This is a genomic window from Flavobacterium sp. AC105 (genome assembly GCF_979258495.1).
In genome coordinates, this window is sequence record NZ_OZ409860.1 from 3771958 (window position 1) to 3796483 (window position 24526).

Here is a 24526-nt window from a genome sequence, read left to right on the forward strand (position 1 = left end):
TACAGACTTCATTATTTCATCCTATTATTACTGATTATTTTTCTTGGAATCATGTCTAGAAAAATTTCAATAATTCCGCTATTTACAGGCGATTTCCTTTATGCTGTAATGATGTATGTTTTTATCCGAATGATATTAATAGAGAAAAAAGCTATTCAAATCTTAATTCTTTCATTATTGATTTGTTACGGAATTGAGTTTTTTCAGCTTTATCAGGCTCCGTGGATTATTGAAATTAGAAAGACTCTCTTTGGCAGATATGTTTTAGGGCAGGGTTTTTTATGGAGTGATATTGTTGCTTATACTTTTGGAGTTTTGGTGGTCTTTCTAATCGAAAAAAAATATTACAAGAAACAGTTATAAAACGTCTGCATAATTTTATTAGCAACGCTATCTTTGTCAAAGTTTTAAACTTTTACAAAGATTTCAGACATTCATAATTAATCAAACGTCTGCGTAATTTTTTCAATGTTTAAGCTGTTTGCCATTGCCATAAAAATATGATAATAAGTACCTTTATTATCATACAATTCATCGTGTGTTCCTTTTTCTACACATTTTCCCTGTTCCAGAACTACGATATTTGAAGCATCTATAATTTGAGAAATACTATGCGATATTATAATCACGGTTCTGTCTCTTTTAATGGCATCTAATGATTTTTTTATTTGTTCGGTAGCAATTGCATCTAAACTGGCAGTTGGCTCATCTAAAAAAATAATGGGCGGATTTTTCAGAAATAATCTCGCAATGGCAATTCGTTGCTGTTGTCCGCCTGAAAGCAAATGAGCATCAGAATCATACCCTTTTGGCAATTTCATAACTTGCTCGTGAATATAAGCCTGTTTGGCAGCGTCTATAATTTCAGATTGCGAAGCATCCGGATTTCCATATAAAATATTTTCAGCGATTGTACCTTTAAATATGTGGTTTTTCTGCAATACTAATCCAATGTTTTTACGCAGAAAATCAGTATTATAATCGTTTAAGTCTACTCCATCTAAATAAATTTTTCCGCTTGACGGCAAATAAAATTTATCCAATAAATTAATAACAGTACTTTTTCCCGCCCCGCTTAATCCAACCAAAGCAGTTGTTTCGTTTGGTTTTATAGTGAAATTGATATCCGAAAGCGCTTTAGTTCCGTTTGGATAAACAAAATCAACATCTTCTACTTCAATAAGTCCTATGATTTTTTCAGGAATATAGTTTCCACTGGTTTCTTTTTCATTTTCTGATTCTAAAATATCAAAGAAACCTTCAGAATAAATCAATGCATCGTTTACTTCATCATAAATACGGTGCAATTGCCTGATTGGCGACGAAACGTTATTAAACAACATAATATGAAACATGATTGCACCAATTGTCATCGTATTATTCAGAACAAAATAAGCGGTTAGAATAATGATAACAACGACTCCTATTTGTTCGATAAAACCTTTGATGCTTTCAAAAATAAAACTGGTTTTTCGGGTTGCCAATTGATTTTCGGTCATTTCAAACTGAATTTTTTTATGACGATCCGCTTCCATCGGTTCACGAACAAAAGATTTTATAACGGTTATCGATTCAATCAAACTAATGATTCCGTTATTCTTCGTTTCACGATAATTACGCATTCTTCGTCTAAAACCACTTAATTTATTCGCTTGTAACTGACTTACATAAAAATAAATGGGAATAATACATAAACTCACTAATCCAACATAAATATTGGCGTAAAACATAAGTACTAAAGCAACGAGAGAATTTGCAAACAAAGGCAGAATATCAATAAAAAAGTTCTGGACTAATTTTGTTAAACTGCTAATTCCCAAATCGATCCTGGTTTGAAGTTTTCCGCTTTCATTTTCATTTGAAGTGTAAAACTCCATTCTATAACTCAGGATTTTTTCGACTATTGTTTGCGAAATATCACGGGTTATAAAAATACGCAGTTTTTCTCCGTAGAATTTTTGTCCAAATTGCACCACTGAATACACCAATTCTTTCGAAAGCAGCACCAGACTTATAATACCTAATAAATGAAATCCTTTTGACAAAGGTTCATGAGCAACCATTAAATTACTAATTGTATCAACGGTATATTTTATAATTAAAGCATTTACCTGCGCGGCGAACGAGCCCAAAAAAGTAAGTAATAAGGTAGCGATTACCATTTTTCTATATGGCTTAACAAAAGGTGTTATTTTTTTATAGAGAACCGATAACTGCATTTATTTTTATTTTATGTAATATATCAAATATAAGAATTCTAAATTTGTGTTTTTAAAATACTCCTAATTATTAAACGCACAATTATGAAACTTGTTTTCGCTTCGAACAACCTTAATAAAATCAAAGAAATTCAAAGTATCTTAAACGGCTCTATTCAATTATTAAGTTTGGAAGATATTGGCTGTTACGAAAAAATTCCGGAAACTGCAGATACAATTGAAGGAAATGCGATTTTGAAAGCAAATTATGTAACTGAAAAATTTGGTTATGATTGTTTTGCAGATGATACAGGTCTGGAAGTTGCGGCTTTAAATGGAGAACCCGGCGTTTATTCGGCCAGATATGCTGGAGAACAGCGCAATGCCGATGATAATATGAATAAACTTTTAGGAGCTTTATCAGATAAGGAAGATCGCAGCGCCCAGTTCAAGACCGTTATTGCTTTAAATTTAAACGGAAAACAATATTTATTTACCGGAATTGCAGCAGGAAATATTGTTTTGGAGAAAAAAGGAAATCATGGTTTTGGATATGATCCGATTTTTCAGCCAAAAAATTATTCAGAAACTTTTGCGCAATTATCTTCGGATATCAAAAATAAAATTAGTCATCGCGCAAAAGCAACTCAGCAACTAATTGATTTCCTGAACACAACCAAATAATTGTTTAAAATACAACATTTTAAAGGCGAAAATTTATATTTCGCGGCGTAATTTTGCTTAAAATTCTTCGATTTTAGATCAAAATGATTTTACGATAAACATAACTTTTTGATAATCAAATCATAACAAATACATAATTCTTAAAATAGCATTAGTATATCTGAATAATTAACAGTAATTTTGCACCCTATTTTAAAAATATATATGAACAAATTTGAACAATTAGGATTGAATGAATCGTTACTGAAGGCGATTTTAGATCTAGGATTTGAGAATCCGTCAGAAGTACAGGAGAAAGCGATTCCCCTATTATTGGAAAAAGATACAGATATGGTTGCGTTGGCTCAGACAGGGACAGGGAAAACGGCAGCTTTCGGTTTTCCGCTAATTCAAAAAATTGATGCTGACAACAGAAATACACAAGCATTAGTTTTATCGCCAACACGAGAACTTTGTTTACAGATTACCAACGAACTTAAAAACTACGCAAAATACGAGAAAGGTATTAATGTGGTAGCAGTTTACGGCGGGGCTAGTATTACAGAGCAAGCTAGGGACATTAAGAGAGGAGCACAAATTATTGTGGCTACTCCGGGGAGAATGCAAGACATGATCAACAGAGGTCTGGTTAACATTAAAAATATAGATTACTGTATTCTTGATGAGGCTGACGAAATGCTGAACATGGGATTTTATGAGGATATCGTATCTATATTATCCGATACTCCAGATCAAAAAAGTACATGGTTGTTCTCTGCAACTATGCCACAAGAGGTTGCCAGAATTGCAAAACAATTTATGAGCGACCCGGTTGAAATTACTGTTGGAGCTAAGAACTCAGGTTCTGCAACAGTTTCTCACGAATTTTACTTAGTAAATGCACGTGATCGTTACGAAGCTTTGAAACGTTTAGCCGATGCTAATCCGGACATTTTCTCTGTGGTTTTCTGTCGTACTAAAAGAGATACACAAGCTGTAGCCGAAAAATTAATTGAAGATGGATACAGCGCTGCTGCATTGCACGGAGATTTATCTCAGGCGCAACGTGATGGTGTAATGAAATCTTTCCGTGGAAGACAAATTCAGATGCTTGTTGCTACTGACGTTGCTGCACGTGGTATTGACGTTGATAATATTACTCACGTAGTAAATTACCAACTTCCTGACGAAATTGAAACTTACAATCACCGTTCAGGACGTACTGGTAGAGCTGGAAAATTAGGAACTTCTATTGTAATTGTTACAAAAAGTGAGTTGCGTAAAATTTCTTCTATCGAAAGAATCATCAAACAAAAATTTGAAGAGAAATCTATTCCATCAGGAATCGAAATCTGCGAAATTCAATTGTTGCACTTAGCAAACAAAATTAAAGATACTGAAGTTGATCACGAAATTGACAACTATTTACCAGCAATCAACAATGTTCTTGAAGGTTTATCTAAAGAAGAATTGATTAAGAAAATGGTTTCAGTAGAATTTAACCGTTTTATTGCTTACTACAAAAAGAACAGAGATATTTCATCTCAATCTGGAGAAAGACGCGAAAGAACGGATTCTGAGCCAAGAGAATTCAATAATAATGGAGCAGTTCGTTATTTTGTAAACATCGGTTCAAGAGACAATTTCGATTGGATGACTCTTAAAGATTACTTGAAAGAAACATTAGACTTAGGTCGACGATGACGTTTTCAAAGTAGATGTAAAAGAAGGTTTCTCTTTCTTTAACACTGATCCTGAACACACTGATAAGGTAATGGAAGTATTAAACAACGTACAATTAGAAGGACGTCGTATTAATGTTGAAATTTCTAAAAATGATGGTGGCGGAAGACGTGACCATAACGGACGTTCTGGTGGCGGAAGAAGTTCTGGAGGACCAAGAAGAGAAGGTTCTGGCGGAGGAAGTTTCGGACCAAGACGTGAAGGTTCTGGTGGCGGTAATGGTTTCAGAAGTGACAGAAGCTCAGCTCCAAGAGAAGGTGGTTTCAGAAGCGACAGAAATTCATCTGCTCCAAAAAGAGAAGGTGGTTTTAGAAGTTCTGCTCCAAGAAGCGAAGGAAGTTCAGACAGAGCTCCAAGACGTTCTGAAAGCTTTGGTGATTCACCAAGACCAAGAAGACCAAGAAGAGACTAATAAGTCAATTATCTTAAATATAAATCCCAAATTCCAGATATCATTGGAATTTGGGATTTTTTTTACGAAGAATCTTTCTTTTAACTGATAAGATTATAACTCAAAATCATTTAATTTAAATCTCGTTATCCCTTTTTAGTTAAATACTAAAAGCAATACTTTTACCTTTGTTAATTTTCTGATAATTATATTCGAAGACTACGAAATATTTAATCCCGATTTACTACTTTTAGAGCTTTAAATAAGGATATGAAATATTTCGCCGTTTTCTTTTTTACTCTACTATCTACTATTGTTTTTGCACAAGACACTGAGTCTACAGCGCCACAAAGAGTGTCTGGTTATATTATTAATGACAATAGTAAACAGCCGCTTCCTAATGTAAATATTATTAACACAAACAAAGTACGTGGTGCGATGTCTGATGCTAAAGGATATTTTGAAATTGATGTGCAGGTAAACGATACACTTCATTTTTCTATTTTAGGATTCCAATCTTTGAGAATCAGAGTAACAAATGACTGGATAAAAAATAAAGTAACCCGAATTCAGCTTACCGAAAAAGCAATTGCACTTGAAGAAGTTGTTATTGCTCCTTTTAATCTGACAGGTTATCTTGAAATCGACTCCAAATTAATTCCAACAAAAGAAAACTACCGTTATAGCATTTCAGGCCTTACACAAGGTTATGAAGCCGGGGAATATTCGCCAAATGCTTTTGGAAAAGTATTGGGATCTATTTTTAATCCTGCCGATGTACTGTATGGTTTCTTTGGGAAAAATGGTAGAGAACTCAAGAAATTAAAGGAAATGCGAAAGGATGATACCGTTAGAAATCTTTTAGAATCTAAATATGACCGCGAAACTGTCTCTGTACTTTTAGGCGTAAGCAAAGACGAAATTCCTGAAATTTTACAGCGTTGCAATTATTCGGATTCATTTATTCAATCAGCAAACGATTTGCAGATTATGGATGCAATTAGTGCTTGTTATGAACAATATAAAGTATTAAAGCGAAACTAAAATCTACTTTTATAAAAAAATATAGATCCTCAATTTTTTAAAGTTGAGGATTTTTTTATGTCTTTTAAAATCGTTAATCAATAAAGGTGTTGATTATTTATTTGTTTCTAAAGTTAAAATATAGGCTTTCACATTTTTTTTGATTAAATTAGACTTTCTACTTCTGCTGAAAATTTAGCTTTTCTTTTTAAATCAAGAATGAAATGACAAATACCACTCAAAAAATCCTAAACTTCATCGATCTTCATAAAGGCGAAGAAAATAAAAAATCGGTTATTGAAAATATAACCGGCAATGTATCTTTTAGAGGTTCTAATATTTGGATTTTAGCCTGCGCCATTATCATTGCTTCTGTTGGTTTAAATGTCAATTCGACTGCAGTTATTATTGGTGCTATGTTGATTTCCCCTTTAATGGGACCAATTATGGGCGCGGGTTTTGGTTTAGGAATGTATGATTTTGAACTATTAAAAAAATCTATTAAAAATTTAGTCATTGCAACAGGAGTAAGTTTGACCACTTCAGCCATTTATTTTTATATAAGCCCTTTTAAAGAAGCACAATCAGAATTATTAGCCAGGACTTCGCCTAATATTTATGATATTCTAATTGCTTTTTTTGGCGGTCTGGTTGGTGTAATAGCCGTAACACGTGTAGAAAAGGGAAATCCAATTCCCGGCGTTGCCATTGCAACTGCTTTAATGCCTCCACTTTGTACAGCAGGTTATGGTTTAGCTTTAGGAAATTATCTTTATTTTTTTGGTGCTTTATATCTTTATACCATCAATTGTGTTTTTATTTGCATTGCGACTTTTTTGATTGTAAAATACTTAAAATATCCGGTTGCCAAACAATTGAATCCAAAACACGAAAAAAGAGTAAAATATGTAATCTCAATTTTAATTTTATTCTTAATCTTACCAAGTGTCTATTTCGCATATCAATTATACAATCAGAAAAGTTATAATTCGAGAACAGAAATTTTTATTCAGAAACAATTTCTCGACAATGATTATCCTATTATCTATAAAAAAATCAGGTATAATACAGATCCAAAAAGAATTGAATTGGCTTTTTTAACTAAAAAATTTAATGACGCCGAAATTGACAGTCTCAATAAAAAATTGATTAATTATGATTTACCCAACACCAAATTGATTATTAGACAAGACACAGTGAATTTAAGAAAAGATATCATGAACCAGATCAATAACAGTCAAAGTGTAGTCGATCAAAAAGATATTATGATTAATGATTTACGAAATCAATTATCACAATATCAATTCAATAACAATCAAATTAATGATGAAGTGAAAATATTATTTCCAACAATAACTTCTCTGAAAATCGGAAATTACACTATTGAAAACAAAGAAAATAAGTCCAGAATAATACCAATTATTCTCTATCAAAGTAAAAAATCAATCGATTTGCAGACGCAGCAGAAAATGAAATTGTGGCTAAAAGAAAGACTACAAAAAGATTCTATTGAAGTATACAAGCAAAATAATTAATTTAACTCAAAAATAGAACTTATATTTACTTTAAAAATAAGTAACAATCTAAATCAAAAATATCATGGCAAAGAGTCAAGACGCTAAAAAGACAGTGAAAAAAGAACCGTTAAAAACGGCTAAAGAGAAAAAAGAAGAAAAAAGAGAAAAGAAAAACAGTCCTAAAAGAGACTAAATCTTAGTTTTCAGTCGCAGTCGCAGTTTTTTCAGTTCTATTGTGACTGAAAACTGCGACTAAAAACTGATTACTTGCTTTATTTAACCGGAATATTCGAAAGAATTTCTAATACAAATTTCCAATATTTTTGAGCCGAAGAAATACTTGCTCTTTCGTCTGGAGAATGCGCTCCGTGAATAGTTGGTCCAAAAGAAATCATATCCATATCCGGATAATTTGTTCCTAAAATTCCACATTCTAAACCAGCGTGACAAGCTACAACTTTTGGTTTTTCGTTATTTTGTTTTTCGTAAATTCCAACCAAAGTATCTAATATTTCAGAGTTTACATTTGGAGTCCAACCTGGATAAGAACCTGAAAGTTCCACTTCGCAGCCTACTAATTCAAAAGCAGAACGCAATGCGTTAGCCAGGTCAAATTTTGAAGTTTCTACAGAAGAACGTGTCAAACATCCAATAGATATTTCGCCATCTTTTACAATAACTCTGGCAATATTATTTGAAGTTTCAACCAAGTCATCCATATCAGCGCTCATTCTGTAAACACCATTATGAGCGGCATAAATAGCGCGAATAATTCCTTCCTGAACGCCTAAATCCATTACTTTTTCCGGCAAATCGCATTTTACGATTTCGATAGTAAGGTTTGGTTCCGTAGTTTTATATTCAGCTTTAATATCATTGATGATTTCCTGCATATCAAAAATATAGGCTTCATCAAACATTTCAGAAATAATTACTTTCGCAACGCTTTCTCTCGGAATTGCATTTCGTAAACTTCCTCCGTTAATTTCAGCCACTTGTAATCCGAAGTTTTCAAAAGCATCAAATAACAAACGGTTCATGATTTTGTTGGCATTTCCTAAACCCTTGTTGATATCCATTCCTGAATGACCACCATTTAAGCCTTTTACGGTAATAATATGTCCAACTGATCCTTCCGGAACTTCTTCTTCATGATACGTTCTTGTAGCCGTTACATCGATTCCACCAGCGCAGCCTATGTCAATTTCATCATCTTCTTCAGTATCTAAATTCAAAAGAATCTGACCTTGTAAAATTCCACCTTTTAGGTTTAAAGCACCTGTCATTCCTGTCTCTTCATCAATTGTAAACAAAGCTTCAATTGCCGGATGCGGAATAGCTGTACTTTCTAAAACAGCCATAATTGTCGCTACTCCTAACCCATTATCCGCGCCAAGCGTTGTACCGCGAGCGCGAACCCAGTCACCATCTACATACATGTCAATTCCCTGCGTATCGAAATCAAAAACAGTATCTGCATTTTTTTGGTGCACCATATCAAGATGCCCCTGCATAACAATTGCTTTGCGATTTTCCATTCCGGGAGTTGCAGGTTTTCTGATGATTACATTTCGGATTTCGTCTTCAAAAGTTTCTAAACCTAAGCTGTTTCCAAAGTTTTTCATAAACTCGATTACACGTTCTTCTTTCTTTGACGGACGTGGAACGGCGTTCAAATCGGCAAATTTATTCCAAAGTGCTTTAGGTTCCAGATTTCTTATTTCCTGACTCATTATATTTTGTTTGAAGTTTAACAATTAAGAGTTCCAAAGTTACAAAGTTTAAATGCTTTTTACGTTGAGAAACAGATTTAAAATTTTCTGCCACGAATTCACGAATTAATCAAATCAATATCAGTTTTAAGCTTAATTCAAAAATTAAGCAATTATAAAGCACCAATTTTTTTAATAAAAATTCGTGAATTCGTGGCCAACTTTTTAAATCTTTGTTTTACTATTAATATTGTAATTATATTTACGTATCCAAAATTTAAACTGTGAAATCAAAATACATTTTACCACTATTTCTTCTTCTACAAATCATCATTTTAAAGATTCTTCGCTTTTTCCCGGAATTTATCGAAAGCTTTTACAGTAACGGATTATACATCTGGATTTCACATTTCTCAAGAAACGTTTTAGGCAAAATTCCTTTTTCTGTTGGTGATTGTATTTATTCTATTTTGATACTCTTTTTGATTCGATGGTTTTGGAAAACCAGAAAAACCTGGAAGTTACAGTGGAAAGATAATCTTCTAAAGGCACTAAGTGCATTATCTATATTCTACTTTTTCTTTCATTTACTTTGGGCATTAAACTATTACAGAGAACCTCTTTTTGAAAAAATGAATATTAAAAGAGAATATACTGATGCCGAATTGCTCATTTTTACAAAAAAAATAATTGCCAAAACAAATGAAATTCAATTTCAAATCACAAAAAATGATAGCGCAAAAATTGTTTTTCCATACTCGCAAGATCAGGCTTTTCAGATGAATTTAAATGGTTATAAAAATCTTGCAGAAGAACATCCTTATTTTACTTATCAAACTTTGAGCATTAAAAAATCGCTATTTAGTTTACCTTTAACTTATATGGGATTTGGAGGATATTTAAATCCGTTTACAAATGAAGCTCAGGTAAATGATTTATTACCAATGTATAATTTCCCGCTTACAAGCTGTCATGAAATGGCGCACCAAATGGGTTTTGCCAGTGAAAGCGAATGTAATTTTATTGGTGTTTTGGCATCAGTAAAAAACGATAATTTATATTATCAATATTCCGGATATAGTTTTGCTTTACGTTATTGTTTAGGAATCTGGCAGTTTAAAAATGAAAAGATTTTTAATCAATTAAAGAAAACTGTTCACGTTGGAATTTTAAAAAACTATCAGGAAAGTCAGGATTTCTGGAAACAATACGACACTTTTATAGACGAAGGTTTTCATTTTCTTTATGATAATTTCTTAAAAACAAACAATCAAAAAGACGGAATGGAAAGTTACAGTAAATTTATAGATTTGATGGTGAATTATTATAAGAACCGACAATTATAAAAGTTTACCACGAATTACACTAATTTTCACGAACTAAAATTGAGTATAATTTAAGGTTTCAAAATAAAAATTCGTGAAATTATGTAATTCGTGGCAAAAAAATAAAACAATCTGTAACAAAATTGCTTTCAATACTACTAATATATTATGAGCGAAAACCTAGAACAATCATTTGTTGCGCAATTACAGGCAAATCAGAATATAATCCACAAGATTTGTAGATTATATACTGCCGGCGAAGATGCACATAAAGATTTGTTTCAGGAAATAACAATTCAGCTCTGGAAAGCGTATCCAAAATTTAGGGGCGACAGTAAATTTTCGACCTGGACGTATCGCGTTGCCTTAAATACCGCCATTACCTTATACCGAAAAACCAAAAGAACCGTATCGACAGTAGAATATGAAAGTCATCAGCATTTTGTAAAAGATGTTGATTATAATTATGAAGAGGAAGAACAGATTAAATTGATGTATAAAGCTGTTTACCAGCTTAATGATATCGAAAAAGCATTAGTTTTTATGTATTTAGAAGACAAAGATTATCAAGAAATAGCCGAAACCTTAGGAATCAGCGAAGTGAATGCGCGCGTGAAAATGAACAGAATTAAAGGGAAACTTAAAAAAATACTAAATCCTTAAAAATTATTATGAAAGAACTGGATTTATTAAAAAAAGACTGGAAAAAGAACTCAAATTCTTTTGAACAAATTTCAGAAACGGAAATTTACAAAATGATTCATAAAAAATCATCTTCAATTGTGAAGTGGATTTTAATTATCAGCATTTTGGAGGTTTCATTCTGGACTTTTTCAAACTTATTTATTAATACTGATGATGTTTTGCAAAAAATAAATCATCCGGAAATTGTATTAGCTCTTGAGTTTTTGACCTACTTTAATTATATTGTTGTACTGATTTTTGTTTTTATCTTTTATAAAAATTACAAAACAATTTCGACTACAGTTGCGACAAAATCATTAATGGGCGCCATTTTAAAAACCAGGAAAACGGTTCAGTATTATGTGTGGTATAATTTAGGAATGATTGTAATAACAGCTATATTAAGTTTTTTTGTTGCTTTTGTGTACAATCCTGATATGGCTTTTTTAAGAGATAAATTAGCCGCAAACGGAAGAGCAATGTTTGTTACAATCGGAATTTTATTCCTCGTAACATTGGCTTTCTTCGGAATATTCTGGTGCTTTTACAGATTGCTTTACGGAACGCTGTTACGACGATTATATGCAAATTATAAGGAATTGAAGAAGATAGACTTTTAAAAGTTGCTAAGTTTATGAGTTGCTAAGTTTCTAAGTTTTTTTAACTTGAAACATTAAACTTGAAACCTGAAACAAAAAATTAAAATCTAATAGTCATTTTCCGGCCCCTTATAACTCCATCTTCTCATTTCGTTAAGTTCTTCTTCAACTTTGATTGCTTCGGCTGGAATAACTTTTAAAAATGATGGATGCTGCTCAATTGCATATTCTACTTTTTCTACGATTTCCTCAATGGTATCATTTTCATAATCAATATCAAGAGGTTCTTTGATGATAAACGATTGCAGAATTCCTTTTTTCTTCATTCGTAATCCTTTTTTATCAAACGAACGACGGAAACCGTCAATTACAATTGGAATTACGATTGGTTTATGCTGTTTGATAATATGTGCGGTTCCTTTTCTAACTGGTTTAAACGATTTTGTTGTTCCTTGCGGAAACGTAATTACCCAGCCATCTTCAAGCGCAATTCTGATATTTTCAGTATCATTTGGGTTTACGTCACGTTTTTCAGTCACATCAACACCTTTTGCACGCCAGGTTCTTTCAACCGTAATGGCACCAACATATGCTAAAATTCTTGGCAGTAAACCGGCTTGCATGGTTTCTTTGGCAGCAACATAATAAATATTCATTTTGGGCTGCCACAAATAACCAATGTTCTTAATCGTATCTTGACGTCCGCTTAAACTTGCGTTAAAGACATGAAACATAGCCACAACATCAGCAAAGTAAGTCTGGTGATTTGATATAAACAAAACATTTGTATCCGGCAATGTTTTAATGATTTCTGATCCTTCAATCTGCAATTCATTGAAACCCCTATATCTTCTATGCGTCATGGCACCCAAAATACGGATTAACCATTTTTTGATGAATAATATATGTCCGAAAGGATTTCGTTTAAACAATCCCATAGCTGTTTATTGTGTTTTTTTGTTAGGACGCAAACATACAAAAATTATTCTTTTAGCGATACTATTAAGCAATTTCGGAAATAAATTGTTATTATAATGAATATCAAATTGTTAATTTTCTGTTTTTATGAAATTTAGTCAAAAGTTGTTTTCAAAACATCTCTTAATTCACTTAATATCATTGCAGTTGCTCCCCAAACAATGTGATTTTGAATACTAAACGCCGGAACTAGAATATTATTTCCGTAAGAAGTTGACAATGTGGCTTCGATGATAATTTCATCACTTAAAAAGGTAGATAATGGCAATTCTATAATAGCCGCAACTTCTCTGGCATCCGGATAAAAGGAAAGTTCTTCTTTTGAAATTCCCAAAAAAGGATGTACCAAAAAATTACTCGGCGGAATATACATGGGCGAAAAATGCTTAATTACTTCTATTTTTTCCTGTAATACTCCTATTTCTTCGTGCGTTTCCCTTAAAGCGGTTTCTTCGTAATTGGCATCCGTGGTTTCAAATTTTCCACCGGGAAAAGCAATTTGTGAAGAATGAACGCCATTATAGGCATTTCTGACTATTAAAACCAAATGTGTTTCTCTATTTTTTGGATAAAACAACATCATTACAGCAGCAATCCTTGGATTTACGGCTTCCAAATCAAGATTTTTTAAGGCTTGTACTCTTTCTTTTGGGGCCATTTTTATATGCGCCAATTCGGCCGGTAATTCAACTGGAATTAAATTAGGAACATATTTCAAAAAATCTTGGAAATTCATAATCTAAGCTTATTTTTGTACTTTCAAATTCTGTTTAAAATATGAAATATAAAATTTCAACAGATTTAAATAAAATATAAATATAGTCCAGAAAACGCGGTTCTACAAGTTTTCTAAAACCAAAGCCATAAAAATGTACAGCAGAGAAGAATCACAAAAGTTAAAAAGGGAATTTTGGGTGGCTTTCGCCGAAAAATATCCACGCAAATGGGTACTTTATGATACTAAAATTAAAGATTTTTCTTTTAAATTTTATGTTGACAATAAAAAGGCCCAGGTTTTAATTGATATCGAACAAAGAAGCGATGAGAAACGAACTGCTTATTTTGAAAAATTAGAAGCCTTAAAAAATATTCTGGAAGAAGAATTTGTAAAAGATCTGGTTTTCGAAAAAAATTACACATTGGAAAGCGGCAAAACCATTAGCCGAATCTGGACCGAAAAACAAGGCGTAGGTTTTAGCAACCGCAATAACTGGGATGCTATTTTTGATTTCTTTTTCGAAAAAATGAATGCATTAGAGATGTTTTATCTCGAATACGATGATTTTATTAAGGATATTGATTCTTAAAAGACGTTAAGTTTCTGAGAGATTAAGTTTTAAGATTTTTATACAACAAACCCGACAAGTTTTGAAACCTGTCGGGTTTGCTATATATATTTGGTTAAAATTTAAATATTTACATCGAATAAATCATTGCCAATACAAAAGGTACAGTTATTATTATAGAAATAATTAATGCTTTCCAGATGGCTTTCTTTTCAAATTTATCTTCATCAGGAAAATACTTTTTTTGAAAATAATAGGATAAAACTCCACCTCCAATTAAATTACACAAAAATGGTAAATTAGGAATTTTTATATTAGAAAAAGTTACAATTAGAAAAGTCAGCAACGTTAGCAGAATAGAACTTATCAAAACAAGATTTGCTTCCTTTTTTCTATTCGTATCTTTTAAATTTTGCATCAATAAAATGCCACCAAAAATTGGCGAAAAAACCACAGAGAATCCCCAAATTGCTTTTGATGAATAAATCTTTGGATTTTCAAACTCAGTAAATTCATTAGTTTCGTTAAGTTCTTCCTTAACACTTTCGTAATTCATATTTTTTATTCGTATTTGAATTGTCAATCTTTACGCTCTATTTATAAATAATACCTACACACTAAAAATATTATACATAATAATATGATCGTTGTAATTGATATAAAGCTGTTTGCGGTAATCTTGTTTTTTGCGGGTTATGATCGAAAGTTTACAATCTACACCATCATTATCTTTACACATAAAAGAGTATACAATATCTGTATCGTTTTCTTCTCTTTCGATATAATCTTCAATATTAAAAAGCTGGATTTCCTGCGAATACACAACAATCCTATGTTTATTGGTATCTAAAATCACCGAAAGATTCACCAAATCAAGATTTGACCATTCGCCCCATTTTCCTTTTTCATTTTTTTCTAAAACACTAAATCCCGATGTTTTAAATTGATAAGACTGGCTTTGAACTTGTTGCGATCCAAAAACTAAAAAAAGAAATAAAATAGAAATGCGTATAATATTCATAATCGTATTCTTGCAGGTAATTAAAACTCAAATTTAGCCTTTTCTTGGCAAGCAACTTCAAAATCGGTCATCATTTGTCCAATAATTTGTTCAACCGGTAATATTTCATGAATTATTCCGGCAATTTGTCCTATTTCTAATTCTCCTTCTTCCAGATCGCCTTCAAACATCCCTTTTTTAGCTCTTGCCCTGCCTAAAAGCTGTACTAAATCTTCTTTAGAAGGACTTTTTTCATATAAAGCCTGAACATCATTATAGAACTTATTTTTTACCAATCGAACCGGCGCTAATTCTTTCAATGTCAATTGTGTATCACCTTCTTTAACATTTACTATTGTTTGCTTGAAATTATCGTGCGAAGATGATTCTGTCGAAGCCGCAAAACGACTTCCAACCTGAACGCCATCAGCACCTAAAATCATTGTGGCAAGCATGCCTCTTCCTGTTGCAATTCCGCCCGCAGCAATAATCGGAATTTGAATTTTTTCTTTTACCATCGGGATTAAAGTCAGCGTTGTTGTTTCGTCGCGTCCGTTATGACCGCCAGCTTCAAAACCTTCGGCTACAATGGCATCAACTCCCGCTTCCTGTGCTTTTAGGGCAAAAATACTGCTGCTCACAACATGAACAACCGTAATTCCTTTTTCTTTTAAAAAAGAAGTCCATGTTTTAGGATTTCCCGCCGATGTGAAAACGATTTTAACGCCTTCTTCAACCACGATATTCATGATTTCTTCAATATTTGGGTATAACATCGGAATGTTGACACCAAACGGTTTACCAGTCGCTTTTTTGCATTTCTGGATATGTTCCCGTAAAACTTCCGGATACATCGATCCGGCGCCAATAAGTCCTAAACCGCCTGCATTACTTACGGCCGATGCTAATTTATAACCACTGTTCCAGATCATTCCGCCTTGAATAATTGGATATTTTATATGGAAAAGCTGTGTAATTCTATTCATTCAAAAATGCTGTTATTGTTTGATAATCTTTCCTGTTTTGTGTAAACCTTCGGCATCAAAAGCATAAAAATAGAGTCCACTTTTTAAAGACGCCACAGAAAGAATTGGGTTTTGATTTGTAATTTGCTTTTCGATTACCTTTTGTCCTAAAACAGAATAAATCGAAACCGAGGCATTATAATTTTCATCAGAAAATGAAAAAGAAACGGTTGTCTGAGCCGGATTTGGATATACTGAAAAAACAGAAAGTGAAGACAGGTAATCTTCAACTCCTAAAGTCGATCCAAAATTTGGGATTCCGTAACCGTAATTATTATTTGGTGTCGAATATTTATCAGCAGATTCTACGAGCATTTTCCGAATTTCCTTATTTGTTTTTGACGGGAAAGCCTGCCATAAACACGCAATCATTCCAGCCATAACAGGACATGAAAATGAAGTTCCGTTAGCCGTTTTTATGTTTCCGGAAGGATCTGAAACCACAGTTGCAGCACCCTGGGCCATAACATCAGGTTTTATTCGGTTATCAAAACTTGGCCCTATAGAACTGGAAGCAGCTTTTACTTTTGAAGCGTTAACAGAACCAACCGTAATTACCGAAACAGCATCAGCCGGTGCGCCAATATGTGGTTCTGCCGTATTACCTTCATTTCCTGCAGAAGCGACAACGATAATTCCTTTACTAAAAGCAATTTCAGCTCCACGGGAAATAAAATTTGTCGTTCCGTTCATATCGTTATAAGTGTGGCTATAATTCGGATTATCGAAACCAAAATATCCCAGAGAAGTTGTAATAATATCCGCGCCATAATAATCTGCTTTTTCAGCAGCTTCTACCCAAAGAGATTCTTCAACAGGATTCTCAGACGCATCATTTTCTGTAATAAACAAATAATAAGATGCATTTGGAGCAGTTCCTACCAATGCATTTTCCTTGTAACCTCCCATTGTAGAAAGCACCATTGTACCGTGATCATCCCCGGCATAAAAATTTTCGCTTCTGGATACAAAATCATATCCGCCTAAAATTTGATTATTAGCGATAAGATTCTGGAATGGCTGAGCCGTATTTACACCCGGAAAACCAGCATCTAAAACAGCAATTATTTTACCGGAACCTGTAAAATTCTGCTGGTGCAAAACCTGACCATTTAGCATCTGAATCTGATTTGCTGACGTGCCGTAAGCATAATCAATAGTGGTTTCGAGTTTCTTTTCTATTTTGGAAATCTTATTTTCAGAAACTTTTTTTGAAGTTGTATTTAAAGTTTTATCTGCAAAAACAATTTTATCAACAAATGAAAGTAGTTTTAGTGCTAAAATATCAGTTTGAGTTCCGCGAATATGAAGCGCATTCATCCATTTAGATTGTGCCATTGTCACAATTCCTGTAGCTGATTTTATCTGATTTACATAAGTTTCTTCCAAAGGAACATCAGTAAGATCCAGAGAGATATTTTGATTACTTCTTCGTTCTAAGGCGCGTGCCGAAAGCATTTCGGAAGGATTATCTAAAAAGTGCTGCCCATTTGGTTTATCTTTAAAATATACCCAGGCATCTTCCTGCGAGAACATCGCAATTGAAAAAATCAATAAAAAAAATGTAAAATAGTGCTTCATAGTTTACTTTTTTAAAGGCAAAACCTTTGTAAAAAAGTATAAAGCTAAGAAATTACTCCCGAACCAACTAATTCATTATCGAAATACCACGCTGCGAACTGACCTTCGGTAATTGTTGATTGTGGTTCGTCAAAACTCACATACATTCCGTCTTCAAATTGGTGTAAAGTTGCTTTTTGCAAAGGCTGACGGTAACGAATTCTCGCCATTACTTCCATCGTTTCTCCTACTTTTAAAGCTAAATCAGTACGAATCCAGTGTACTTCTGATTTTTCGATAAATAAAGCTTTTTTAAACAATCCGGGATGATTGCTTGTTAAGCCTGTATAAATTGTATTGGTTTCAACATCTGTAGCGATGATAAATAACGGATCTGTTGTTCCGCCAACGTTCAATCCTTTTCTTTGTCCGGTTGTAAAATAATGGGCACCTTGATGTTTTCCAACCACTTTTCCCATTGTTGGAAGATAATCACGCTTTTTAGCATCTAATTTTAAATCTTCTTCTACTGATAAATCAGCAGGTTTTTCGGTATTATAAATGGGATCGTTTTTGTCAATCTGAACAATTTTACCTTCTTTTGGCTGCAATTTTTGCTGTAGGAATTCCGGTAAGCGAACTTTTCCGATGAAACACAATCCTTGAGAATCTTTCTTTTCAGCGGTTACCAAATCCATTTCAGCAGCGATTTCACGCACTTCCGGTTTGGTTAAAGCGCCAATTGGAAACAATGATTTCGCCAATTGCTCTTGAGATAACTGACATAAAAAATACGATTGATCTTTATTATTGTCTGCTCCGGCAATTAATTGATAAACCGGTTTTCCGTCCACTTCAATTTCATTTTTTTGACAATAATGTCCCGTTGCCACATAATCAGCACCAAGACTCATGGCGATTTTCATGAAAACATCAAATTTGATTTCGCGATTACAAAGTACGTCAGGATTTGGAGTTCTCCCTTTTTCGTATTCATTGAACATATAATCAACGATTTTTTCTTTGTATTCTTCGCTTAAATCAACAGTTTGAAACGGTATTCCTAGTTTTTCGGCTACTAATAAAGCATCATTACTATCCTCTAACCACGGACATTCGTTAGAAATAGTAACCGAATCATCGTGCCAATTTTTCATAAAAAGCCCAATAACTTCGTAGCCTTGCTGTTGCAATAAATAAGCCGCAACACTAGAATCTACTCCACCAGAAAGTCCAACAACTACACGTTTCATTCTAAATCCTTTATAATTTTATAAGGGTGCAAAGATAAGTCCTATTTTTGATAATTGTGGTAGTTTTAATTAGTTTATATAATGCCGTGGTAGATAAAACTTATTGTTTATTTAATTATATTTAATCAACAATTAAAATACCATGCAAAAATACATTTACAGCTTTATATTCGTTTTTCTAATAACCACTTTAAGTGCTCAAAGATTCACTTCATCTTTACCTAATTATGAAGCGTATAAAGCATTTAGAGGCAAACCTTTATCGGATAAATTTTCGAATATCGAATCTGTAAAAGTTATTTACGATCTTAAAAAACAAAAAATGTATTACTTCAACAGCAGTTTGATTTTATTGCATTTTGATTTCGTAACGGGTTATTTAGATTATAGTCAGGATTTGGAAGTTTTTAATAATGAAAATTATAGCGACACTTTAAAAGACAGGGATTTTTTTCTGGGAAACCTGAATCACATCAAAGGAACTGAGAAATGGATTTTTGAATTAGCTGCCTCAGATCATATGCCGGTTGAATCAATTGAGCGATTTTATAATTTAATCGTACAATCGACTTTTATTGGATCGAAATTAAAATTCTACTTAAATAATCCCACTCAAATGGAATGGTTCCAACAGGGAAAATTTAAAATTCCGTGTGTAAAATCAGATTATATTTTTAATGAAATTAAGTATCAGGAAGTTGTTGCAGGAACTAATGTTGGTATTTTAAAACAATATAAAATCAAAGATTTAGAAACTACAAAACCAAATCCTGATGAAATTATTATTTTGGATGGAACACCAGATATTTTGCCTAACGTAAGAGGAATTATTGTCAATGAATTGCAAACGCCTTTAAGCCATTTAGTGCTTTTGGGTAAAAACAGAAAAATACCGATAATGGCTTACACAACTGTGCTACAAGACAATAATATCAAGAAATTAATTTCGAAGAAAGTAGAGCTAAAAATTGCAATTGATACTTTTTACATCAAAGAAAGCAACAAAAAAATCGTTCAAAAAGACAATAGCAAAAAGAAAAAATTAACGATTGATAATAGCATCACTGATTTGGTAGATTTGTCTAAAATCCCGAAAAAAGGAATTAATTATATTGGAGCAAAAGCTCAAAACATGGCTTATTTAATCGCCATTTCAAAAGAAATTCCGTTTAAAACGCCCGAAGATGCGCATGCAATTCCGTTTTATTTTTATACCAGACATATTCAGAAAAATTCTATTTCGCCTTTAATCAATGAACTTTTGGCTTATCCGCATAAAGATTCTACACTTTGGGTAAATAATCAGTTAAAGAAAATTCGCGACGCGATTAAAAAAGAACCTATCGATCCTGAATTAATTACCAAATTGAATCTCACTTTTAAAAATGCGGCTTTTAAAAACTTTAGATTTCGATCATCGACAAATGCCGAGGATTTAGATGATTTTAATGGAGCTGGATTGTACGATTCTAAAACAGGCATTTTAGGAGACAGCATTAAAACTTTTGAAAAAGCGATTAAACAAGTTTGGGCAAGTGTCTGGAATGAAGCTTCTTACAATGAAAGAGAGCTTTTTGGAATCGATCAGCATAATATTGCAATGGGCGTTTTAGTGCACCGCTCTTTTCCGGATGAATTGGCAAATGGTGTTGTCATTACCAAAAACATCTTTAGAAAAAATTTCCCCGGAATTACTGTAAACATTCAAAAAGGTGAAAATTCAGTTGTAAAACCTGAAAAAGGTGAAATCTGCGAACAATTTGTCGCTTATCATTTTAATTCAGGAACTGATGATACGGATTTTGATGTTGATTATACATCGAATTCAAATCTAAATAATAATGAACCTTTATTAAGCAGAAAAGAAATGAGCCGACTTTATCTTGTCAGTTCAAAAATTGAAGAGAAAATGTACCGTTATTGGAAGAAAAATCAATTTCATCCTGTTGATATGGAATTTAAAATTGTAGGCGAAAACCGAGATTTATACATCAAACAAGTTCGCCCTTTTAACGAGTAATCAAGCTATTTTCAATTATTAAAGCATTGTTTCCTGCAAGGTTTTTTTCAACCTTGTAGGTTTTAAATCTTAAATCATACCTAGAAGGTTGAAAAAAACCTTGCAGGAATATAGACATATAATCAAACATTCATTAATAAGATACCAAAATATCAATTTCATTTGAAACTGTATTTACACTGATAATTTTAAAATCGAAATCGTGAATATTTATTTTTTCCTGAATAGATTTTTTAATAGTTTGATAATCTAAAGAAAAGTTACTTTCCAGAGCAATTTTGACATTAACAGTATTCAGATATTTTGAAGCTTTTCTGTTAACTAAAATAGAAGCCAGAATATAAAATCCGATGATAATGATTTGAAAAAATAAGAGCACTTCTATTTTTTCATATGGATACATAATATCCAAAATAGAAAGTGTAATCGTGGCGAACAGGAAAATAATTGCGTTTACAGTAAACGATTGTGTTCTGAATCTTAAAATAGAAAAAATAGCAAACAATCCGAAGCCAATCCCTACTCCAATTTCAATTTTGGTAAACAAATAACAAAGAGAAAAAGTACAAAGACCAACAATAACCATTAAAGGATTTATGGTTTCATTATCTTTTCTGTTAGAGAAAAAATACAAAATCAGAATTGAAAAAAACAACAATAAAAATCGTCCTGAAAGCTCGTTTAAATCCATTTAGTTAAAGTATTTGCAAATCAAATTTAAACAATTAGAAAAACAAAGCCACGAATTCACGAATTTATTTTAAAACAAAAATTCGTGAATTCGTGGCTAAAAAACTTAAATAAGAATATCTTTAATTATTGAGTTTTAGGTTTTGAATCTGCCTGATAACTGCTTTTTGGGTCACTCATATTCACTTCTTTAGTCAATTTTCCTTTAAGATAAAACTGCCATTTTCCGGCTTTTTTCCCGTTTATAAATTTTCCTTTAGAGGCTACAGCCCCATCAGCATCATAGAAAACGGCTTCACCATTATATTGGTCGTTAACATAAGTTGTTTGCTCCAGAAGAACTCCGTTTTGTCCGTATTTTTTATAAATGCCTTCTTTCAAACCATTTTTATAGGTCATTTCTTCAGCGATTTTAGCATCCGGATAATAAACAGTTCTTGGTCCTTCTAACTTTCCGCTTTTATAGTTTTCAAGCGTCATAACTACTTTCGAAGCTTTATGATAATACTTCCATTCACCTTCATTATTTTTTCCTATGACTTTTCCTTCGCTTACTTTGTTTTTATTCTGATCGTAAAAAATATTGTAAGCGCTTCCGTCATTTGCAGAAAAATCACGAGTTGCCAAAACATCACCTTTTTTAGTATCGTCAAAATATTTGAACATTCCAGTTTCTTTTCCGTGACTGAAAGTTCCTTCGTAACGCGGACGTTTTGAGACTTCGTAAGTTCCTTTCCAAACACCATCTTTTTTTCCGTTAGCATCAACTTTATTAAAATCCTGTGCAGAAACTAAAAAGGCATTTAAGAAAAGTAATCCAATTATTATTTTTTTATAAATCATATTATATTCGATTTTAGACTTTAACGAAAATGCTTTTGATAAAGTATATTTCAGGTATAAAAAAATCCCGATAAATCGAGATTTTTTTATTCTTATTTCTTTTTATTCTGAGCTTTTGTAGCTTCTTGTTGTTCCATTACTTCCTGAAGACGTTGTTGAAACTTGCTTTGTTTTTTAGGCTCTTTTAATTTGTTCTCTTGAATCTGAGCATGAATTTTATCTGTATCAACAATATAGTTTTTGATTACAAACATAATTCCAATCGTAATTAAATTGGAGATAAAGTTATACAAACTCAAACCTGCACCATAACTATTGAAGAAAATTAACATCATTAATGGTGAAACATAAATCATGATTTTCATCATTTTTGCCATATCCGGCATACCTTCTTGTTGAGGCGCTGCCATTTGCTGATCTCCGGAAGTCATTTTCATATAGAAGAAAATCGCAACTGCTGCCAAAATTGGGAACAAACTGATATGATCTCCGTATAACGGAATGTGAAATGGTAATTTAATAACAGAGTCAAATGAAGATAAATCGTCTGCCCAAAGGAAACTTTTTTGTCTTAACTCAAAAGCTGACGGGAAAAACTGGAATGACGCATACATAAACGGAAGCTGAATCAATGCCGGGATACATCCTGCCATTGGGTTTACTCCTGCTTTGTTATACAACTTCATTGTTTCCTGCTGTTTCTTCATTGGGTCTTTTTTGAATTTTTCTCCCAACTCTGTAATCTCCGGACGTAAAACTTTCATTTTAGCCTGTGACAAGAATGACTTATAGGTAATTGGCGACATGGCCAATTTGATTAAAATGGTAAAAACGATAATCGCAATTCCGTAAGCGATATAAGAGCTTAAGAATCCAAATAATGGAATAAAAATCCATTTATTGATCCATCCGAAAATTCCCCAGCCTAGCGGGATAATTTTTTCGAAGTTTTTATCGTATGATTTTAATACTTTATAATCAGATGGTCCAAAATACCAGTTCATTTTATAATCAATCTCTCCATTAGAGAATGCCAAAGGAACTGTTGCTTTGAATTGTTTAGTAAAAACGGTATCTACTTTTTCATCCTTAACTAAATCATCAGATTGTAATTTAGAAGTTTCAAAAGGTTTGTCTGTCAATAAAATACTTGTGAAAAAATGTTGTTTAAAAGCTACATATTTTACTTTTTCAGGAGTTTCTTCTTTTCCCTGACCATGACTGCTTACTGAATTGAATTTTTCATCTCCATATTCATATTTAACTTCAGTAAAACGATTGTCATACGCAACGCTTTTTTCGTTTCTGTACGTTTTTAAATCCCATACTAAATCTAATGGCTTAGATGAATTTAAAACTTTATTCAATCCCTGAGAACGAATATCAAAACCAACTAAATAATCATTTGGTTTCAATACATATTTGTATTCTAAAAATTCATTAGCTCCTGCTTTCAAACGCATTGTCAGGATTTGATCCGCTCCGTTTTTAGTCAACGTTGGTTCAAAATAAAGATCTTTAGAGTTTAAAGTTCTGTTATCTGTCGTTTGTAATTGAACGTTTAAATCCGCATTATTGTCTTTGATCAATTGTACTAATTGTCCTGAATTTTTCTCAAATCTTTTGAATTCTTTCAATGTAGCTTCCACTATATAACCCCCTTTGTTGGCGATTTTTAGTATCATCTTTTCGTTTTCGATTGTTGTAAAAGATTCTTTAGCAGAAGGGAGTGTAGCTGAATAAGCAAAACCTCCTAATGTTTTTTGTAATTGTGCCAACTGAACCGTATCTCCGGGAGTTGCAGCTGCAACTGGCAAAACTGCCGTTTTAGCTTTATCAACCTGAGCCTGAGCTTCTTGTTTAGCAACTAATTCTTTCTTAGCTTTTTCAGCAGCGATCTCTTTATCAGAAGGCTGATTTTGGTACATAATCCAAATCAAAATTCCGAATATCAATACAAAACCAATTATTGAATTAAGATCAAATTTTTTTTCTTCCATTATTGTTTAAAAAAGT

Annotated in this window: 21 protein-coding genes and 1 pseudogene; 10 read left to right on the forward strand and 12 right to left on the reverse strand. The window is 32.6% G+C overall.

What is annotated here, in order from left to right; translation table 11 throughout:
- Positions 1–51 precede the first annotated feature (51 nt).
- On the forward strand, positions 52–363 hold the full coding sequence (locus ACZ0AH_RS15520; RefSeq protein WP_463476704.1) for a ribosomal maturation YjgA family protein: 312 nt from the start codon (positions 52–54) through the stop codon (positions 361–363).
- A gap of 77 nt (positions 364–440) precedes the next feature.
- Here ACZ0AH_RS15520 and ACZ0AH_RS15525 read toward each other — a convergent pair whose 3' ends face one another.
- Positions 441–2219 carry an ABC transporter ATP-binding protein gene (locus ACZ0AH_RS15525; RefSeq protein WP_463476705.1) on the reverse strand — a complete coding sequence of 593 codons (1779 nt, stop codon included), beginning with the start codon at positions 2217–2219 and terminating at the stop codon, positions 441–443.
- A gap of 84 nt (positions 2220–2303) precedes the next feature.
- Here ACZ0AH_RS15525 and ACZ0AH_RS15530 point away from each other — a divergent pair, with 84 nt between their 5' ends.
- The 4 genes and pseudogenes from ACZ0AH_RS15530 (at position 2304) to ACZ0AH_RS15545 (ending at position 7553) form a co-directional block, all read left to right on the forward strand.
- Positions 2304–2882, forward strand: coding sequence for a non-canonical purine NTP diphosphatase (locus ACZ0AH_RS15530; RefSeq protein ID WP_463476706.1), 579 nt, complete (start codon positions 2304–2306; stop codon positions 2880–2882).
- 204 nt (positions 2883–3086) lie between these two features.
- A pseudogene (locus ACZ0AH_RS15535) lies at positions 3087–5016 on the forward strand (DEAD/DEAH box helicase).
- Between the two features lie 249 nt (positions 5017–5265).
- Positions 5266–6039: a carboxypeptidase-like regulatory domain-containing protein gene (locus ACZ0AH_RS15540; RefSeq protein WP_463476707.1), complete on the forward strand. Its 774-nt coding sequence runs from the start codon at positions 5266–5268 to the stop codon at positions 6037–6039.
- A gap of 203 nt (positions 6040–6242) precedes the next feature.
- Positions 6243–7553, forward strand: coding sequence for a TIGR00341 family protein (locus ACZ0AH_RS15545; protein ID WP_463476708.1), 1311 nt, complete (start codon positions 6243–6245; stop codon positions 7551–7553).
- Between the two features lie 254 nt (positions 7554–7807).
- On the opposite strand, the gene ACZ0AH_RS15550 is transcribed toward ACZ0AH_RS15545, so the two are convergent.
- Positions 7808–9268, reverse strand: coding sequence for an aminoacyl-histidine dipeptidase (locus tag ACZ0AH_RS15550; RefSeq protein WP_463476709.1), 1461 nt, complete (start codon positions 9266–9268; stop codon positions 7808–7810).
- Positions 9269–9531: 263 nt separating this feature from the next.
- Between ACZ0AH_RS15550 and ACZ0AH_RS15555 the strand changes: the two genes are divergently transcribed.
- The 3 genes from ACZ0AH_RS15555 (at position 9532) to ACZ0AH_RS15565 (ending at position 11876) form a co-directional block, all read left to right on the forward strand.
- Positions 9532–10593, forward strand: coding sequence for a DUF3810 domain-containing protein (locus ACZ0AH_RS15555; protein WP_463476710.1), 1062 nt, complete (start codon positions 9532–9534; stop codon positions 10591–10593).
- Between the two features lie 147 nt (positions 10594–10740).
- Entirely contained in the window at positions 10741–11235 is a 495-nt protein-coding gene (locus tag ACZ0AH_RS15560; protein ID WP_068843197.1) for an RNA polymerase sigma factor, read from the forward strand.
- Between the two features lie 8 nt (positions 11236–11243).
- Positions 11244–11876, forward strand: coding sequence for a hypothetical protein (locus ACZ0AH_RS15565; protein ID WP_463476711.1), 633 nt, complete (start codon positions 11244–11246; stop codon positions 11874–11876).
- An 86-nt stretch (positions 11877–11962) separates the two neighbouring features.
- Here the strand turns inward: ACZ0AH_RS15565 and ACZ0AH_RS15570 are convergent, their stop codons facing one another.
- Positions 11963–12793 carry a lysophospholipid acyltransferase family protein gene (locus ACZ0AH_RS15570; protein ID WP_463476712.1) on the reverse strand — a complete coding sequence of 277 codons (831 nt, stop codon included), beginning with the start codon at positions 12791–12793 and terminating at the stop codon, positions 11963–11965.
- Between the two features lie 134 nt (positions 12794–12927).
- Complete coding sequence (locus ACZ0AH_RS15575; protein ID WP_463476713.1) at positions 12928–13569, reverse strand: NUDIX hydrolase; 642 nt, start codon at positions 13567–13569, stop codon at positions 12928–12930.
- A gap of 133 nt (positions 13570–13702) precedes the next feature.
- Between ACZ0AH_RS15575 and ACZ0AH_RS15580 the strand changes: the two genes are divergently transcribed.
- A complete protein-coding gene (locus ACZ0AH_RS15580; protein WP_463476714.1) occupies positions 13703–14140 on the forward strand; it encodes a DUF4268 domain-containing protein in 438 nt (145 codons plus the stop codon).
- 109 nt (positions 14141–14249) lie between these two features.
- Here the strand turns inward: ACZ0AH_RS15580 and ACZ0AH_RS15585 are convergent, their stop codons facing one another.
- From ACZ0AH_RS15585 to mnmA, 5 genes are read right to left on the reverse strand one after another with little or no spacing between them, the layout of a single operon-like run.
- On the reverse strand, positions 14250–14675 hold the full coding sequence (locus tag ACZ0AH_RS15585; protein ID WP_463476715.1) for a hypothetical protein: 426 nt from the start codon (positions 14673–14675) through the stop codon (positions 14250–14252).
- Between the two features lie 54 nt (positions 14676–14729).
- Complete coding sequence (locus ACZ0AH_RS15590) at positions 14730–15140, reverse strand: hypothetical protein (RefSeq protein ID WP_463476716.1); 411 nt, start codon at positions 15138–15140, stop codon at positions 14730–14732.
- 20 nt (positions 15141–15160) lie between these two features.
- The gene (locus ACZ0AH_RS15595) at positions 15161–16105 is read right to left on the reverse strand and encodes an NAD(P)H-dependent flavin oxidoreductase (protein ID WP_463476717.1); all 945 of its coding nucleotides are present in this window, start codon (positions 16103–16105) and stop codon (positions 15161–15163) included.
- A 12-nt stretch (positions 16106–16117) separates the two neighbouring features.
- Entirely contained in the window at positions 16118–17725 is a 1608-nt protein-coding gene (locus tag ACZ0AH_RS15600) for a S8 family serine peptidase (RefSeq protein ID WP_463476718.1), read from the reverse strand.
- 44 nt (positions 17726–17769) lie between these two features.
- Positions 17770–18957, reverse strand: coding sequence for a tRNA 2-thiouridine(34) synthase MnmA (gene mnmA, locus ACZ0AH_RS15605; protein ID WP_463476719.1), 1188 nt, complete (start codon positions 18955–18957; stop codon positions 17770–17772).
- A gap of 142 nt (positions 18958–19099) precedes the next feature.
- Between mnmA and ACZ0AH_RS15610 the strand changes: the two genes are divergently transcribed.
- On the forward strand, positions 19100–20977 hold the full coding sequence (locus ACZ0AH_RS15610) for a PEP/pyruvate-binding domain-containing protein (RefSeq protein ID WP_463476720.1): 1878 nt from the start codon (positions 19100–19102) through the stop codon (positions 20975–20977).
- 133 nt (positions 20978–21110) lie between these two features.
- Here ACZ0AH_RS15610 and ACZ0AH_RS15615 read toward each other — a convergent pair whose 3' ends face one another.
- The 3 genes from ACZ0AH_RS15615 to yidC form a co-directional block, all read right to left on the reverse strand.
- Complete coding sequence (locus ACZ0AH_RS15615; protein ID WP_463476721.1) at positions 21111–21668, reverse strand: DUF4956 domain-containing protein; 558 nt, start codon at positions 21666–21668, stop codon at positions 21111–21113.
- Between the two features lie 125 nt (positions 21669–21793).
- Positions 21794–22510 (reverse strand): toxin-antitoxin system YwqK family antitoxin, encoded by a 717-nt coding sequence (locus ACZ0AH_RS15620; RefSeq protein ID WP_463476722.1) that lies wholly within the window; start codon positions 22508–22510, stop codon positions 21794–21796.
- 92 nt (positions 22511–22602) lie between these two features.
- On the reverse strand, positions 22603–24510 hold the full coding sequence (yidC, locus tag ACZ0AH_RS15625) for a membrane protein insertase YidC (RefSeq protein ID WP_463476723.1): 1908 nt from the start codon (positions 24508–24510) through the stop codon (positions 22603–22605).
- Positions 24511–24526 lie beyond the last annotated feature (16 nt).